A 15,463-nucleotide genomic window follows, 5' to 3' on the forward strand; every position below is an offset into this window, starting at 1 on the left:
GCGGTTTCGGACGACATCATGCTCTCTCTCTTTTTAGCCCGAGGCGGATGATTTCTGATCAATTCGGCCTGAAAATCATCCGCCTCTGGGGTCAGGCTCGGGAGGAGCCGTTGGTCCGGTTACATCTTGCCGTCGTCCTGGAACACTTGCGTCCAGTCCTTGACCAGGCCGTCAAGCGCGTCCTTGGCCGAACCCTGGCCGGCTACGACATAGTCGTGGAAGCGCTTCTGCGACGCCTGCAGCAGCGGTGCGTAGCTCGGCTCGGCCCAGAAGTCCTTCACGATCGCCATCGAGTCGAGGAAGGTCTGCGCATAAGGCTGGCTGGACGGGAAGGCCGGGTCCTTGACCACCGCGTTCAGGCAGGAATAGCCGCCGAGCGACCACCATTTGGCCTGCACATCCTTGTTGGCGAACCACTTGATGTATTTCAGCGCCGATTCCTGCTTGTCTGAATAGGACACCACCGAAATGCCCTGGCCGCCAAGCTGCGCAAACTGGGCGCCGCCGGGACCCTTCGGATTGACGAAGTAGCCGATCTTGTCGCCGCCGACATTCTCGTCCTTCTGCAGGCCGGGCCAGGTGAAGGCGAAGTTCATGTGCATGGCCACCTGACCGGATTTGAAGGCGTCGACGCCTTCGCCCATATAGCTGTTCGAGGCACCCGGAGGCGTGCAGCAATCGTAGAGCGACTTGTAGAACTCCAGGCCTTTGACCGCGTCTGGCGAATTGACGAAGCCTTCCATCTCGTAGGGCTTCTTCGGGTTTTCATACTGGAAGCCGAAGCTGTAGAGCACGTCCATGGCGCCCATGGTGATGCCTTCCGAGCCACGCTCGGTGTAGATCGAAGCGCCATAGACGGTCTTGCCGTCGATCTCGCGCTTCTGGAAGAACTCGGCGAGCTGCTTCAGCTGGTCGAAGGTGGTCGGTGGGCCGAGGTCCCAACCATACTTTTCCTTGAATTCCTTCTGCAGTTCCGGCTTGGAGAACCAGTCCTTGCGGTAGGTCCAGCCGACGACGTCGCCCATGGCCGGCAGCGCCCAGTAATTCGGCGTGTTCTTCGGCCATTCGGAATAGCCGACGACGGTTGCCGGCACGAAGTCGTCCATGCTGATCTTCTCCTTGTCGAAGAAGTCGTTCAGCTTGACGTAGTGGCCGTTCTCGGCCGAGCCGCCGATCCACTGGCTGTCGCCGATGATCAGGTCGCACAGTTTGCCGTGCGAGTTGAGCTCGTTGAGGAAGCGGTCGGCATAGTTGGTCCACGGCACGAATTCGAATTTCATGCCGATGCCGGTTTCCTTGGTAAAATCCTTGGACAGTTCGACCAGCGCGTTTGCCGGATCCCAGGCGGCCCAGCAAAGCGTCAGGTCTTCAGCGTGCGCGGCGTTCGAGACGGCTGTCGACGCGGTAATCGCCGAGGCCAGCCCCAACGCCAGTTTCAAGCTCGATTTCATGCCTTCCTCCCATTTGCGAAACGCGCCCGGATGGCCGTTTCAAGAACCCCTCAACCCTCGCTCCTCCGAGGGGCTAAACACGGCGCGCTATGCGTCGCCAGGGCGGCGCGGTGCGCCGCAGATGTTTAGTAATTTGTTTAGTGATGCAATTTTTACTAAACAAGGCAAGCGAATTCGTCGCTGCGCCGCAACATGGCCAAACGGCGATTGAAATCGTTGGGAAATGATTTGCCGGACGGCTCGCCCGGAAGTTGCTTAGCCGGGGTCGCCTATAATTTTCGTCTGCGGCGTCACCGGCCGGACAGGGGGCGCGGGCGGCAGCAGCGCGCGGATGTCGGCGAAGGGAAATGTCGGCTCGAATCGGAAGGCCTCGGCCAGGGAGCCGGGAACGCTGTTGCATTGCCCGGCGCGAAACTCATTCTGAACGCGCGCTCTGTCGACATGTTGCTCCGGCCACTGCGACTGGTGCGCTCGGATCGCCTGCGTCTTGATATCGCCGTAGGCGGAAATGTCGACGTAATGCGTCGGCGCAAAGCCGGTGCCGCCCATCGTGTCGGCATGCAGCACGGGGACGCCGAACGAGGCCGCGATGCGCACGCCGTCCGACAAAGCGCGATGGTCGGCGTGATAGTCGTTGGGGGCATGCGTGATAACCAGATCCGCCGCGGTCTCGCGTATCAGCGCTTTCAGCGAAGCGATCAGTGCCGCATCAGCCACCAGTTCGCCGTCGGGAAAGTCGAGAAAGCGAAGGGTTGCGCCGAGCAGCGCCGCAGCGGCCGCCGCCTCGTCGCGGCGGACACGAGCCAAAACGCTCGGGTCGCCCATGCCGCCCCTGGCGCCATCCGTGGCCACGGCAAAAGTCAGTTCTGCGCCTTGCGTGGCATAGGCAGCCAGCGTACCGAACATGAATATCTCGATGTCGTCGGGATGCGCGCCGAGCGCCAATACCTTCACTGCACTCTCCCCGGAAATGGAAAAACGTGACGAACGGAATCCTGCTCGCCCTCATCGCCTATGCAAGCTATTCGTGCAGCGATGCCGTTATCAAGAGCCTTGGCGGACAGTTCACCGTCTTCGAGATCGGCTTCTTCATCACGCTGTTTGCCGGCTGCTTCCTGTTTTTCAGCCGCCCAGTCGATGAGCGCTGGCGCGACTTCTGGCGCACCGGGCGGCCATGGGCGGTGCAGGCCCGCGCCTGGGCCGGCATCGCCTCGGGCGTGCTCAGCGTCTACGCCTTCACCACCATTCCGCTGGCCGAGACCTATGCACTGATCTTCCTGGCGCCGCTTTGCGTGACCATTCTCTCGACCGTCATCCTGAAAGAAAAGGTCGGTCCATGGCGCTGGCTGGCGGTGGTTGCCGGCTTTGCAGGTGTCATGCTGGTGGTGCGGCCAGGTTTTCGCGAGTTGCATCTCGGACACCTTGCCGCCTTCACGGTGGCCTTCCTTGCCGCGGCGAGCGTCATCCTGATGCGGTCGCTCGCCCAGCAGGAAAAGCGCACCACCATGCTCGGCGTGCTCATCGGTTACGGGCTGCTGTTCAACGGGGCCGGCACCATCGCCACATCGTTCACCCTCCCCAACGCCATGCAGCTGCTGTGGCTGGTGCTGGGCGGCGCCTTTACCGCCGGCGGCCAATTGCTGCAGCTGCTGGCCGCCAAATACGCACCGGCCAACCGCATCGCGCCGACGCATTATTCGCAGATCGTCTGGGCGGTGATCCTCGGTGCGTTGTTCTTCCAGGAGTATCCGGACTGGATATCGCTGGTCGGCTTGGCCGTCGTTGGCGCGTCCGGCCTGCTCACCATGGTGCGCGAGGAGGTGCGGCTGGGCACGGTGCGCTGGAACCCGTTTTCACGCACAAGGCTTTGAGCCGTTGCACGGTTGTGGTGACCGCTGATATGCGGACGCAATGACGACGAGATCCTTGCCGGAGCTTCCGGTATCCGCCGTGCTGCCGGCCCTGAGCGAGGCGCTCGGCTCCGGCAACAGCGCCGTCCTGGTGGCGCCGCCCGGCGCCGGCAAGACGACGCTGGTGCCGCTGGCGCTGCTCGATGCGCCCTGGCTGGTCGCCGGCAAGATCGTCCTGCTCGAACCGCGCCGCCTCGCCGCCCGCGCCGCCGCCCGCCGCATGGCCGAATTGCTTGATGAAGAGCCCGGCGCCACTGTCGGCTATGCCATGCGCATGGAAAACCGCACATCGGCCCGGACAAAAATCCTGGTCGTCACCGAAGGCGTCCTGGCGCGCATGATCCTAGACGATCCCGAGCTGCCCGGCGTCTCGGCGGTGATTTTCGACGAATTCCACGAGCGCTCGCTCGACGGCGATTTCGGCCTGGCGCTGGCGCTCGACGTGCAGGGCGCGCTGCGGCCGGATTTGCGGCTGCTGGTGATGTCGGCAACGCTCGATGGCGCGCGCGTCGCGAAACTCCTGTCCGGCGCCCCGGTGATCGAAAGCCAAGGCCGTGCGTTCCCCGTCGATGTCAGATACGACGAGCGGCCAGCCGGCGTTCCCATCGAAGACGCCATGGCCAAGGCGATCCGCTCCGCTCTTGCCGGCGAGAGCGGCAGCGTGCTCGCCTTCCTGCCGGGACAGCGCGAGATCGAGCGCACCGCCGAGCGGCTGCAGGGCCGGCTCGGTCCGGACACCGACATCGTGCCGCTCTACGGTCAGCTCGACAACAGGGCGCAGGATGCCGCCATCAAGCCGGCGCCGCCCGGCCGCCGCAAGGTGGTGCTGGCGACGTCGATCGCCGAGACCTCGATCACCATCGGCGGCGTGCGCGTCGTCATCGATTCCGGCCTGTCGCGCCTGCCACGATACGAACCGGCGAGCGGCCTGACGCGGCTGGAAACGGTGCGTGTCTCCAGGGCGTCGGCCGATCAGCGTGCCGGCCGCGCCGGGCGCACGCAGCCAGGCGTCGCCATCCGCCTGTGGCGGGCCGAGCAGACGGCGGCCTTGCCGGCCTTCACCCCGCCCGAAATCCTCGAAGCGGATCTGTCCGGCCTGCTGCTCGACTGCGCCGCTTTCGGTGTCGCCGACCCCGCAAGCCTGTCCTTCCTTGATCCGCCACCCGGTCCGGCGCTCAACGAGGCGCAGGCCCTGCTCCTGGCGCTGCACGCCATCGACGCGGCCGGCCGGCTGACGGAGGCGGGCGGCGCGATGCGCAAGCTGGCGCTGCCCGTGCGGCTCGCACACATGGTCGCTGAAGCCGCTGGCGGCGGCCACGCGCTCGAGGCTGCGATGCTAGCCGTCCTGCTCACCGAGCGTGGTCTCGGCGGTGACGGCGCCGACCTCGAACGGCGGCTGATGCGCTTTCGCACTGAGAAATCGCCACGCGCCGTTGCGGCAAGGCAGCTTGCCGAGCGATTGGCGAAGCAGGCGGGCGGCCCCAAGAGCAGCGAAGCCGCTTCTGCCGGTCTTCTCCTCATCCACGCCTGGCCGGACCGCGTCGCCAGGGCGCGCGGCGAGCGTGGCCGTTTCGTGCTCGCCAACGGCTCCGGCGCCATGGTGGATGCCGCCGATCCGCTGGCCGGCGAGACCTGGCTGGTCGTCGCCGATCTGCAGGGCAAGGCGCAAAATGCCCGCATCACGGCGGCGGCCGCGGTCCACGAGACCGACATCCGTGCCGCTCTGGCCGACAGGATCGAGATCCGCCGCGAGACAAGCTTCGACCGCGAGCGGCGCGCGGTGCGCGTGCGCGAGACCGCCAGGCTCGGCGCCATCACTTTGTCGGAGCGCATGCTGCCCGCACCAACTGGAACAGACGCCGACCGCGCCATAACAGATGCCTTGCGCGAGCACGGCCTGTCGCTGCTGGAATGGGGCAAGGACGGCGAGACGCTGCGCCAACGGCTCGGCTGGCTGCATCGCGGCCTCGGCGCGCCTTGGCCCGATGTTTCGGAAGCCGCCCTGCTCGAAGGCCTCGACGACTGGCTGCTGCCGTTCCTTTCGGGCAAGGCATCCTTCGCCGCGATCGATCCCGGCGTGCTGTCGTCAGGCCTGATGGCGCTGGTGCCGCACGAATTGCAGCGCAAGGTCGGCACACTGGCGCCGACCCATTTCGACGCGCCCTCCGGCAGCCATGTGCCGATCCGCTATGACGGCGAATGGCCGGTGCTGGCCATCCGCGTGCAGGAACTGTTCGGCCTTGACCGCCATCCGGCAATCGCCAACGGCACCGTGCCGCTGACGCTCGAGCTGTTGTCGCCGGCGCACCGGCCGATCCAGACGACGCGCGACCTGCCCGGCTTCTGGCGCGGCTCCTGGGCCGATGTGCGCACCGACATGCGCGGCCGCTATCCCCGCCATGTCTGGCCGGAAAATCCGCTGCTCGCTGCGGCCACCGCCCGCGCCAAACCGCGAGGGACCTAGCGCTCGTCCTTTCCCGGCTATAATCCTTGGCCATGATCAACATCGTGCACGCGCCAGACTTCCAGCAAAGCCAGCGGCTGCGCCTCAACACGCTGATCCGGCTGCGCTGGCTGGCCATCGTGGGCCAGAGCCTGGCGGTGCTGGTCGTCGCCTATGGGCTCAAATTCCCGCTGCCGGTCAGCCTCTGCTTCGCGCTGGTCGCCTGCTCGGCCTGGCTTAACCTGGTGCTGACCTTCCGCTATCCGGCAGCGCACCGGCTGACCCCGTTCTCAGCGTTTTTCATCCTGACCTTCGACAGCCTGCAGCTTGCCGGCCTGCTCTTTTTGACTGGCGGCCTCACCAACCCGTTCTCGGTGCTGATGACCGTGCCCGTCGTCATCTCGGCGGCGTCGCTGCCGCTGCGGCTGACTGCGGTGCTCGGCGCGCTGGTCATGGCGGCGGCCACGTTGCTGGTCTTCTTCCACCAGCCGCTGCCATGGTATGAGGGCGCGCCGCTGCCCATGCCATTCATCTATGTCGCCGGCATATGGATGGCGGTGTTTTCCTCGATCGCCTTCACCGCCATCTATGCCTTCCGCGTCGCCGAGGAAGCCCGCCTGCTCGCCAATGCGCTTGCCGCCACCGAACTGGTGTTGCAGCGCGAGCAGCATCTGTCGGCGCTCGATGGCCTCGCCGCCGCCGCCGCGCACGAACTCGGCACGCCGCTCGCCACCATCGCCCTTGTCTCCAAGGAAATGGAGAAGGCGCTGGGTAACGATCCGAAATATGGTGAGGATGTGAAGCTGTTGCGGTCGCAGAGCGAGCGCTGCCGCGAGATCCTGAAGCGGCTGACCAGCCTGTCCTCCGAGGGCGAGGCGCATCTGTCGCGTCTGCCGCTGACCTCGCTGGTCGAGGAGGTGACCGCGCCGCACCGCGATTTCGGCATCTCGATCAAGCTTCGGCCGGGCGAGCGCGTCGGCCCCGAACCGGTGGGACGGCGCAACCCCGGCGTCATCTACGGCCTCGGCAATCTGGTCGAGAACGCCGTCGACTTCGCCCGCAACAGTGTGACGGTGCGATGGAGCTGGGACGAACTCGACGTCACCTTCTCGATCATCGATGACGGGCCGGGCTTTCCCCCCGAAATCATCGATCGCATCGGCGAGCCCTATATGTCGACACGCCAGGGCAACGAGGCTGGCGGTGGCCTGGGTCTCGGGCTGTTCATCGCCAAGACCTTGCTCGAACGCTCCGGCGCCACGCTCGATTTCCGCAATTCGAGCGGACTGGGCGAAGGCGCGATCGTGCAGATATCGTGGCCGCGCACGGTCTTCCTCAACCCGGAATCGGTGGGGATCTCGATGTTCGACACCGCGTAAAAGCCTTGGCGGAGGCGGCAAAATTGGACAATGGCGTTCAGGAACTATATCTGCGTAAAATTAAGGCAGCAGGATTTTTTGAGATAATGACTGGCGAAGAAGCAATTGGCGCAATGGTCGAAGGCGAGGACACCTCGCTGCTCATCGTCGACGACGACAAGCCGTTCCTGACGCGGCTGGCCCGCGCCATGGAAACCAGGGGTTTCGTGGTCGAGACGGCCGAGAGCGTCGAGGAGGCAGTGGCCAAGGCGCGCGCCCACCCGCCGGCCTATGCGGTGGTCGATATGCGGCTTGGCGACGGCAACGGCCTCGACGTCGTCGCCGCCATCCGCGAGAAGCGCGACGATGCCCGCACCGTCATCCTCACCGGCTACGGCAACATCGCCACCGCGGTGACCGCGGTGAAGCTCGGCGCCATCGACTATCTGTCGAAGCCGGCTGACGCCGACGACGTGTTTGCAGCGCTCACCCGCACCGCCGGAGAGCGCGCCGCCCCCCCGGAAAATCCGATGTCGGCCGACCGCGTGCGCTGGGAACACATCCAGCGCGTCTACGAAATGTGCGACCGCAACGTGTCGGAAACCGCGCGCCGGCTCAACATGCATCGCCGCACGCTGCAGCGGATACTCGCCAAGCGCGCACCACGCTGAGGTTCACGCGCCGGCGGCGCCGGCCGCCAATTGCCGAACCTCAGCGCTGCCCCTCACCTGCCTGCCGGCATCCTCTCCCCGGTATAGAGACGGGGGAGAGGGGCGCTCTCATCGCCGGTTTCGCCAATCGCCGGCGTTGCAGGAGACGACGGCGAGGCTGAAGCTGCCTCTTTCTCCCCGTCGCTATGTGGGGAGTTGAGGAATGGTCCGCGAAGCGGACGAAAAGCCAACTGCTTGGCTTTTCGAATGACGAACGTCCGGCAGGACAATGAGGGGCGGCGCCAACGCTGGAAACAGTTGCGCTTGCCGTGCCATCGACCTTTGCCCATCATCGGCAATAACGCCGCCGGAAAACCCGGCAACGGAGCACAGATGCGCGACAAGCAGCCGAAATCCATCCTTCGCGAATTCCTCGACGGCGAGGCGGCGGGCGGCATCATCCTGATGGTTGCGGCAGCCCTTGCGCTGATCGTCGCCAATTCACCATTGGCCGAAACCTATTTCGCCGCTCTCCACGCCTATCTCGGCCCGCTCAGCGTGTCGCACTGGATCAATGATGGGCTGATGGCGGTGTTCTTCTTGCTGGTCGGCCTCGAGATCAAGCGCGAGATGCTCGACGGTCAGCTCTCGACCTGGCCGCGCCGCGTGCTGCCGGGCGTCGCCGCCGCCGGCGGCATGCTGGTTCCCGCACTCGTCTATGTCGCCATCAACCGCAACAACGCCGCCGCGCTCTCCGGCTGGGCGATCCCGACCGCCACCGACATCGCCTTTGCGCTCGGCGTGCTGTCGCTGCTCGGCAACCGCGTGCCGGCGTCGCTCAAGATCTTTCTCACCGCGCTCGCCATCATCGACGATCTCGGCGCCGTCATCATCATCGCCATCTTCTACACAAGCGGCCTGTCGCTGGCCTATCTCGGTGCGGCCTTCGCCGTCATCGCGGTGCTCATCGTGCTCAACCGCATGCGGGTGACGAGGCTGACGCCTTACCTCGTGCTCGGCGCCGTGCTGTGGGTGCTCGTGCTGAAATCGGGTGTGCATGCGACGCTGGCCGGCGTGGCGCTGGCGCTCACCATTCCGCTGAAAACTTCTCCCGGCAGCGGGCACGATCTCGACCATTCGCCGCTGCACCGGTTGGAGCACGGCCTGCACAAGATCGTGCCGTTCTTCGTCATCCCGATTTTCGGCTTTGCCAATGCCGGCGTGTCGCTGGCCGGCCTCAGCGCCTCTGCCCTGGTCGAGCCGCTGACGCTCGGCGTTGCCGCCGGCCTGGTGCTGGGCAAGCTGGCCGGCGTCTTCGGCTCCTCGGCGCTGGCGATCCGGCTCGGCTTCGCCGACCTGCCGGTCAATGCCGGCTGGCTGCACATGATCGGCATTTCGCTGCTCTGCGGCATCGGCTTCACCATGAGCCTGTTCATCGGCCTGCTCGCCTTCGCCAACGACATGGCGCTGCAGGACGCCGTCAAGGTCGGCATCCTGGCGGGGTCCTTCGTTGCAGCGCTGCTGGGTGCCGCCGTGCTCCTGATGGCGCCGGCGGCAGGGGTGGAGGAGGTGGTGGAGTAGGTGTTCTTGGGTTCCTCGCCCCCGCAAAGCGGGGCGAGGAACTTGAGCTTCGTCTACTCGCTCTCTCCCGCCAGCGCCGGCACCGCCACACCCGCCAGTTCCGCCGCCAGCAGCCGCGCCGCACCCGCCCGTGCGATGCGCAGCATCAGCGCCTTGCGCGTTGCCGCCGCCATCCGGTGCTCGGGCGCATCGCGCAAAATCTCGGCGCCGTAGCCGTCGGACAGGATGAAGCCGCATTCCTCCGGAAAAATATCCGAGGGCACGCCGGGATGCGTGGCGAAGAAGAAGCGGTCGGAGTGCAGCCGGTAATCAGGCCATTTGCGGTCGACGCGAAAATCCTCGATCGAGGATTTGATCTCGATGATCCAGATGTCGCCCTGCCTGGTCAGCGCCACAAGGTCGGCGCGCCGCCCGGTGGCCAGCGACAGTTCGGGCAGCACATGCATGCCCATTTGCATCAACAGCCTCTGCACGCCGCGCCGCACCAGCATGGCGCGTTCGGACTGGCGGCCATCGATCAGGGGATTGAGGGGAATCGGCGAAATGATCGGCATGGCACCCACCATGCCAGATTTTGTTCACGGTTTGAACCTATGCTTGGGCAAAATCCCGATTGACAAATTCGGCCAGATAGGAATATAATCCTGCTACGACTGATGATCCGAGAGGCATGTCACGTCATGGGCCAGGCGCTACGGGAAGTACTGCGGACAATACTGCGTTGGATCGAATCTCTGATCGGTGTCATCTCCGCGTTTGTGAGAAGCGGGATGGCCGAAAAGGTCCTGAAGTCTCGGATGAGCGAGGTCCGGCCGCTTATGTCACTGCCCGAAGCGGCCTTGCCTTCGCCCGGCCTAAGCCCGCCATATCATCAAAAATCGAGGCAGTCAGGGCCTGTTATCGCCGCGGCAAGCGTGGGCCAGTTCTGCAGAGGGCCCATGTCCCGCAACAGCCGTTGCACGCCACGCCGCACCAGCATAGCGCGTTCCCGACTGGCGGCTATCAGGGCGGATGCATACGAAACCTTGTAAATGACCAAGCCGTATACGAAACGACGACTCGTAAGCGTTAGGCGGAATTTGGTTCCGAAATTGGTAACTTCCCTACGGCTGGGTAGCTCCTAGAGCCATTTGATGGCTCCCAGGATCAGCACGACAATAACTGCCATCACTAATTCCAGACCAGGCCTGACCTGCGCACGAAGTTGCGGTGAAAACCGGCATGCCAGCAGGACGCCAAGCCCACCACCGAGCGGCGTGTCGATAAACTCAACGGCATTCATGTCTTGACCCCCAAACCCAAGCGCGAGACTAGCAGAGCCAAGGTCGTGAGCAAATGGGTTTGTCAACCATACAATCACCTTTCGCAGGGCGACTATATACTTTACAACGCGCCCTGCGGATTGATCCCCGCTATGCTTGAGATAAGCTACCGGGAGGCAAAGCATATGAAGCGTAGAACCGCACTCACCGCGCTGCTCGTATCGTTGGGCACGATAGGCCTAATCTTGCTGGGGATTGGCCTTCTTGCTAGCGCGGGAATCGTAGCTGAGAAGGGTACTTGGCCGCATATTGTAGGTGGCTTCACTGCGGTATTGATGATGCCGATAGCTTTTGTGGCGTTTCTGTCCTGTATGTTTTCAGTTCTGACCACCCTTCTTTTTGCGGCTCTGCGGCGAGAGAAGCTGATCCCCTATCTCAGAGCGTGGCCATTCAAGTTTTTGCTCTGGAAGGAAGTCAGAGAAGAGTTTGAACCTACCTCAAGCTAGGTCTGCTTCTTACTCGTTCGGTCTGAAGGTGGCGGTCGCTTTCGGATTTTGACCCCAGCATCCGCGCGCCTCATCAGACGATTATTCGGTTGCCAAACCTGGGTGACGGCTTGGTCCGAGCGTCTTCCGCGATCGCACTATATTCGTCTGGGTGCAGTCTGGTATTGATCCACAGCGGCCCTATGTCGTGCCGATCGACTTCCGTTCTTAGCTATAAATCGGCCGGACTAAAGTCTTACGTCGTGAGCGCGAAGGTCTGATGTAACCGCTTTGGTTCCGTTCTTGTCCATTGGACGTTCCGTAATTTTAGCCAAATGAGATATAGACCTTTGGAGGTTTTTCTTGCGCGTCCGGCGCCCAGTCTATCCCGGCGCCCGTGCTTCAAACCGTGGCCCGCCTGTCTGCGGCCTGCGCAGCCCCCGCAATGTCATCCAAAATCGGGCAATCCGGCCGGTCGTCACCATGGCAGGCCTGGATCAGCGTCTGCAAGGTCGTGCGCATCGACTGCAGCTCGCGCACCTTTTCCTCGATGGCGCTGACATGGGCGGCGGCAATCTCGCGCACATCGTGGCTGGCGCGGCTGCGGTCCCGGTAGAGCGCCATCAGCTGGCGGCAATCGTCGATTGAAAAGCCGAGGTTGCGGGCGCGGCGCAGGAAGGCTAGCCGATGGATGTCGTCGCTGGAATAATCGCGATAGCCATTGCCGGCGCGCGCCGGGGCGATCAGGCCGATCTCTTCATAGTAGCGGATGGTCTTGGCCGGCAGGCCGGACCGCGCCGCGGCGTCGCCTACATTCATTGTGATTCCTCGATGTGGTTCCCTGATTCTAGGCTATCCGACAGGACCGACCATTGTTTTTCCTTCACAATCCCGTGAGTCCTGTTGCCGAAATGCCATAGTTGACGGCTTACCGGCACGTAAGCTCCTGCATATAGGCATCGCGCGCTTGGCAAGCAAAGCAAATGCCAGCATGAATGGTTTCAGGAAAAGCGGCCGTAACGTGTCGCGACATCTTGGCGGGGCATCGGACCATTTCATGCGCATGAAGTCATTTGCAATCGTCGCCGCACTTGCGTTGTCGGCCGCGATCTCGGGTTGCAGCACGATCGGCTCGCAACTGTTCACCAACAACTACGGTTCGGTGAACGATGCAGGCTACCAACTGCCGCGCATCCCGATCGAGAGGGTGCCGCTGAAGTACCACCGGCAAGAGGTGAACTACGACACCTCGGAAAAGCCGGGCACCATCGTCGTCGATACCCAGAACAAGTTTCTCTACTTCGTCGAAGGCGACGGCCGGGCGATCCGCTACGGCATCGGCGTCGGCCGCGAAGGCTTCGAATGGCACGGCACCGCCCATATCGCGCTGAAGCGCGAATGGCCGACCTGGACGCCGCCGCGGCAGATGATCCAGCGCCAGCCGGAGCTAGCGAAGTTCGCGAGCGGCATGGAGCCGGGCCTGAAGAACCCGCTCGGCGCGCGCGCCATGTATCTGTTCAACAAGGGCGGTGATATGGGCTACCGCCTGCACGGCAGTCCGGAATGGAATTCGATCGGCAAGGCGATGTCGTCAGGCTGCATCCGGCTGATGAACCAGGACATCATCGACCTCTACGACCGCACGTCGGTCGGCGCCAAGGTCATCGTGATGTAGGACCATGATCCGGAACCGAGGTCCACGAAAGCGAAAAGTGGAACCGGTTTTCGGGAAGACCATGGTCAAAATAGGCGTTACCCTTCGTACGCGGACCGTCTAGGCAACAACGGACGTCCAAAACAGAAAACCGGGCAATCTGGCCCGGTTTTTTGTTGCTCGCTCGAATGCGTGAAGGGGTCTTAGGAGACCTGCTCGACCTGCTGTACTTCCGGCACGAAGTGGCGGAGCAGGTTCTGGATGCCGTGCTTCAGCGTCGCCGTCGAGGACGGGCAGCCGGCGCAGGCGCCCTTCATGTGCAGGAACACGGTGCCGTTCTCGAAGCCGCGGAAGGTGATGTCGCCGCCATCCTGGGCAACCGCCGGGCGCACCCTGGTGTCGAGCAGTTCCTTGATGGTGATGACCAGTTGCTCATCGGCCTTGTCGTAGAATTCGCCGGTCTGGCTGGTCTCGGCGGCGGGGCCGGCATTGACCATGACGGGCGCGCCCGACATGAAATGCTCCATGATGGCGCCCAGGATCGCCGGCTTCAGGTGCTGCCAGTCCGGGCCGTCCTTGGTCACGGTGATGAAGTCATAGCCGAAGAAGACGCCGGTCACGCCGGGGATCTCGAACAGCCGGCCGGCCAGCGGCGAGGCGCTGGCTGCACTGTCGGCGTCGCGGAAATCGGCGGTGCCTTCAACAAGGACTTCCTTGCCGGGCAGGAACTTCAGCGTTGCCGGGTTCGGCGTCGATTCGGTCTGGATGAACATGGCCGTCTCCGTGCCCAGTCGGGCAGCTAGTTTGGAATAGTTCTAAATAGGCTCAATCGGCTGGACATTCAAGCGAAACGCGTCGCTCAAAACGGCTGGCTGGCGGAATGTTTTTGCTGGCTGGGAATGAATCCCGCGCGGGCTATAAATCCAGGATCGTGATGTTATCCGAAACCGCTTCACACTTCCGGCATCACTCTCTATGCGAGGCTGTCGATCTCCTCGTCAGACAGGTTCTGCGGCACCACTGTGACCGGAATAGGGAAGGCGGCGCCCTTGCCGGCAACAGCCCCGACCAGCGGCCCGGGTCCTTCCTTGCCGGCACCTGCCGCCAGCACCAGGATGGCGATGTCCTGGTCTTCCTCGATCAGCTTGTGGATCTCCTCGGTCGGCTTGCCTTCGCGCACCACCATCTCGGGCTCGATGCCGAGCTTCTGGCGCACCTTGTTGGCGTAGCCGTCGAGTGCCGCGCGTGCCGTGGCATTGGCTTCCTCGCGCATGATCTTCTCGACGCCCAGCCAGTGCTGAAAGTCGTCCGGTGTGATGATGTAGAGCAGCACCAGCGTGCCGCTGGTGCTCTGCGCCCGCTTGGAGGCGTAGGCGACGGCGCGCTCGCACTCCGGCGTGTCGTCGATGATCGTCAGGAATTTCCTGCGATGGCCGGCTTCGCGACTGAGGCGTTTGGAGACCATGTCTATCTACTCGATGTTTCGACCGCAATCTGCCACCGCGACAGACCGGCGGCAAGCCGCCGGCCTTGGGCCAGAATGGTGCGGTGCACTGACGGTAGGATCAGCCCTGCAACAGGCCGATAATGTCGCGTACCGTCTTCATGGTGGTCTCAGCCAGCGCGCCGGCGCGTTCGCCGCCGTCTCTCAGCACCGCGTCGACATAGGCGCGGTCGCCCTCGATACGGCGCATCTCGCCGGCGATCGGCGCCAGTTTTTCCACGGCAAGGTCGGCGAGCGCCGGCTTGAACACGGAAAACTGCTGGCCGCCGAATTCCTTCAGCACGTCCGCCTTCGACATCTCGGCCAGCCCTGCATAGATGCCGACCAGGTTTTCCGCTTCCGGGCGGCTTTCCAGGCCGTCGACTTCGCTTGGCAATGCTTCCGGGTCGGTCTTGGCCTTGCGGATCTTCTTCGAGATGGTGTCGGCATCGTCGGTCAAATTGATGCGGGACAGATCCGACGGGTCCGACTTCGACATCTTCTTGGAGCCGTCGCGCAGGCTCATGATGCGCGCCGCCGGCCCGCCGATCACCGGTTCGGTTATCGGGAAGAACCCGTTTACCGTCTCTTCGCCAACCTGCATCTCGACGCCGACGCCAAGACTGGCGATGCGGCTCGAAAAATCATTATTGAACTTTTGCGCGATGTCGCGGGTCAGCTCCAGATGCTGCTTTTGGTCCTCGCCCACCGGCACATGGGTGGCGCGGTAGAGCAGGATGTCGGCCGCCATCAGCGAGGGATAGGCAAGCAGGCCCAGCGAGGCGTTCTCGCGGTCCTTGCCGGCCTTGTCCTTGAACTGCGTCATCTTGTTCATCCAGCCGATGCGCGCCACGCAGTTGAAGATCCAGGCAAGCTCGGCATGCTGCATCACTCGCGACTGGTTGAAGACGATGTGCTTCTTCGGGTCGATGCCGGAGGCAAGGAAGGCCGCGGTAATCGAGCGGGTCTGGTCGGCGAGGTCGTCATGGACGAGCTGTGCCGTCAGCGAATGCAGGTCGACGACGCAATAGATGCAGTCTGACGTGTCCTGCAGGGCGACGAATTTCTTGATGGCGCCGAGATAGTTGCCGAGATGCAGATTGCCGGTCGGCTGTACCCCGGAAAAGACGAGCTGTTTGAAGGCGGTCATGATGTCCTCATGGCTTGTGGAGGGCCGTATAAGCGT

Annotated in this window: 15 protein-coding genes; 7 read left to right on the plus strand and 8 right to left on the minus strand. The window is 63.5% G+C overall.

What is annotated here, in order from left to right; translation table 11 throughout:
• Positions 1–119: 119 nt before the first annotated feature.
• Together ACYG9V_RS07440 and ACYG9V_RS07445 are read right to left on the minus strand one after the other, a co-directional pair.
• Positions 120–1,451 carry an ABC transporter substrate-binding protein gene (locus tag ACYG9V_RS07440; RefSeq protein WP_352500275.1) on the minus strand — a complete coding sequence of 444 codons (1,332 nt, stop codon included), beginning with the start codon at positions 1,449–1,451 and terminating at the stop codon, positions 120–122.
• A 255-nt stretch (positions 1,452–1,706) separates the two neighbouring features.
• Positions 1,707–2,405, minus strand: a complete 699-nt coding sequence (locus tag ACYG9V_RS07445; RefSeq protein ID WP_352763988.1) for a PIG-L deacetylase family protein — start codon at positions 2,403–2,405, stop codon at positions 1,707–1,709.
• 26 nt (positions 2,406–2,431) lie between these two features.
• Here ACYG9V_RS07445 and ACYG9V_RS07450 point away from each other — a divergent pair, with 26 nt between their 5' ends.
• The 5 genes from ACYG9V_RS07450 (at position 2,432) to nhaA (ending at position 9,393) form a co-directional block, all read left to right on the plus strand.
• On the plus strand, positions 2,432–3,322 hold the full coding sequence (locus tag ACYG9V_RS07450; RefSeq protein ID WP_352500274.1) for a DMT family transporter: 891 nt from the start codon (positions 2,432–2,434) through the stop codon (positions 3,320–3,322).
• A gap of 40 nt (positions 3,323–3,362) precedes the next feature.
• On the plus strand, positions 3,363–5,825 hold the full coding sequence (gene hrpB, locus ACYG9V_RS07455; protein WP_352763989.1) for an ATP-dependent helicase HrpB: 2,463 nt from the start codon (positions 3,363–3,365) through the stop codon (positions 5,823–5,825).
• A gap of 32 nt (positions 5,826–5,857) precedes the next feature.
• Positions 5,858–7,183: an ActS/PrrB/RegB family redox-sensitive histidine kinase gene (locus ACYG9V_RS07460; protein WP_023729620.1), complete on the plus strand. Its 1,326-nt coding sequence runs from the start codon at positions 5,858–5,860 to the stop codon at positions 7,181–7,183.
• Between the two features lie 86 nt (positions 7,184–7,269).
• Positions 7,270–7,833, plus strand: coding sequence for an ActR/PrrA/RegA family redox response regulator transcription factor (locus tag ACYG9V_RS07465; RefSeq protein ID WP_023672848.1), 564 nt, complete (start codon positions 7,270–7,272; stop codon positions 7,831–7,833).
• Positions 7,834–8,205: 372 nt separating this feature from the next.
• A complete protein-coding gene (gene nhaA, locus ACYG9V_RS07470) occupies positions 8,206–9,393 on the plus strand; it encodes a Na+/H+ antiporter NhaA (protein ID WP_023732524.1) in 1,188 nt (395 codons plus the stop codon).
• Positions 9,394–9,446: 53 nt separating this feature from the next.
• Here nhaA and ACYG9V_RS07475 read toward each other — a convergent pair whose 3' ends face one another.
• Complete coding sequence (locus ACYG9V_RS07475) at positions 9,447–9,947, minus strand: MmcB family DNA repair protein (protein ID WP_050594163.1); 501 nt, start codon at positions 9,945–9,947, stop codon at positions 9,447–9,449.
• A 566-nt stretch (positions 9,948–10,513) separates the two neighbouring features.
• A complete protein-coding gene (locus ACYG9V_RS07480) occupies positions 10,514–10,675 on the minus strand; it encodes a hypothetical protein (protein WP_352763990.1) in 162 nt (53 codons plus the stop codon).
• 165 nt (positions 10,676–10,840) lie between these two features.
• On the opposite strand from ACYG9V_RS07480, the gene ACYG9V_RS07485 reads away from it, so the two are divergent.
• Positions 10,841–11,161 carry a hypothetical protein gene (locus tag ACYG9V_RS07485; RefSeq protein WP_023736191.1) on the plus strand — a complete coding sequence of 107 codons (321 nt, stop codon included), beginning with the start codon at positions 10,841–10,843 and terminating at the stop codon, positions 11,159–11,161.
• Between the two features lie 381 nt (positions 11,162–11,542).
• On the opposite strand, the gene cueR is transcribed toward ACYG9V_RS07485, so the two are convergent.
• Complete coding sequence (gene cueR / locus ACYG9V_RS07490) at positions 11,543–11,959, minus strand: Cu(I)-responsive transcriptional regulator (RefSeq protein ID WP_023672853.1); 417 nt, start codon at positions 11,957–11,959, stop codon at positions 11,543–11,545.
• 238 nt (positions 11,960–12,197) lie between these two features.
• Between cueR and ACYG9V_RS07495 the strand changes: the two genes are divergently transcribed.
• Positions 12,198–12,815, plus strand: coding sequence for a L,D-transpeptidase (locus ACYG9V_RS07495; protein ID WP_023692663.1), 618 nt, complete (start codon positions 12,198–12,200; stop codon positions 12,813–12,815).
• A 182-nt stretch (positions 12,816–12,997) separates the two neighbouring features.
• Here the strand turns inward: ACYG9V_RS07495 and ACYG9V_RS07500 are convergent, their stop codons facing one another.
• The 3 genes from ACYG9V_RS07500 to trpS form a co-directional block, all read right to left on the minus strand.
• Complete coding sequence (locus tag ACYG9V_RS07500) at positions 12,998–13,567, minus strand: NifU family protein (protein ID WP_023685140.1); 570 nt, start codon at positions 13,565–13,567, stop codon at positions 12,998–13,000.
• Positions 13,568–13,767: 200 nt separating this feature from the next.
• Positions 13,768–14,259, minus strand: coding sequence for a universal stress protein (locus ACYG9V_RS07505; RefSeq protein WP_023672856.1), 492 nt, complete (start codon positions 14,257–14,259; stop codon positions 13,768–13,770).
• A gap of 100 nt (positions 14,260–14,359) precedes the next feature.
• Positions 14,360–15,427 (minus strand): tryptophan--tRNA ligase, encoded by a 1,068-nt coding sequence (trpS, locus tag ACYG9V_RS07510; protein WP_023672858.1) that lies wholly within the window; start codon positions 15,425–15,427, stop codon positions 14,360–14,362.
• Between the last annotated feature and the right edge of the window lie 36 nt (positions 15,428–15,463).

This window comes from Mesorhizobium sp. W016, from assembly GCF_054719485.1.

Coding starts and splice junctions, on each gene's coding strand:
- ACYG9V_RS07440 (WP_352500275.1), bottom strand. CDS start 1,451: ATGAAATCGAGCTTGAAACTGGCGTTGGGGCTGGCCTCGGCGATTACC.
- hrpB (WP_352763989.1), top strand. CDS start 3,363: ATGACGACGAGATCCTTGCCGGAGCTTCCGGTATCCGCCGTGCTGCCG.
- ACYG9V_RS07460 (WP_023729620.1), top strand. CDS start 5,858: ATGATCAACATCGTGCACGCGCCAGACTTCCAGCAAAGCCAGCGGCTG.
- ACYG9V_RS07465 (WP_023672848.1), top strand. CDS start 7,270: ATGACTGGCGAAGAAGCAATTGGCGCAATGGTCGAAGGCGAGGACACC.
- nhaA (WP_023732524.1), top strand. CDS start 8,206: ATGCGCGACAAGCAGCCGAAATCCATCCTTCGCGAATTCCTCGACGGC.
- ACYG9V_RS07475 (WP_050594163.1), bottom strand. CDS start 9,947: ATGCCGATCATTTCGCCGATTCCCCTCAATCCCCTGATCGATGGCCGC.
- ACYG9V_RS07480 (WP_352763990.1), bottom strand. CDS start 10,675: ATGAATGCCGTTGAGTTTATCGACACGCCGCTCGGTGGTGGGCTTGGC.
- ACYG9V_RS07485 (WP_023736191.1), top strand. CDS start 10,841: ATGAAGCGTAGAACCGCACTCACCGCGCTGCTCGTATCGTTGGGCACG.
- cueR (WP_023672853.1), bottom strand. CDS start 11,959: ATGAATGTAGGCGACGCCGCGGCGCGGTCCGGCCTGCCGGCCAAGACC.
- ACYG9V_RS07495 (WP_023692663.1), top strand. CDS start 12,198: ATGCGCATGAAGTCATTTGCAATCGTCGCCGCACTTGCGTTGTCGGCC.
- ACYG9V_RS07500 (WP_023685140.1), bottom strand. CDS start 13,567: ATGTTCATCCAGACCGAATCGACGCCGAACCCGGCAACGCTGAAGTTC.
- ACYG9V_RS07505 (WP_023672856.1), bottom strand. CDS start 14,259: ATGGTCTCCAAACGCCTCAGTCGCGAAGCCGGCCATCGCAGGAAATTC.
- trpS (WP_023672858.1), bottom strand. CDS start 15,427: ATGACCGCCTTCAAACAGCTCGTCTTTTCCGGGGTACAGCCGACCGGC.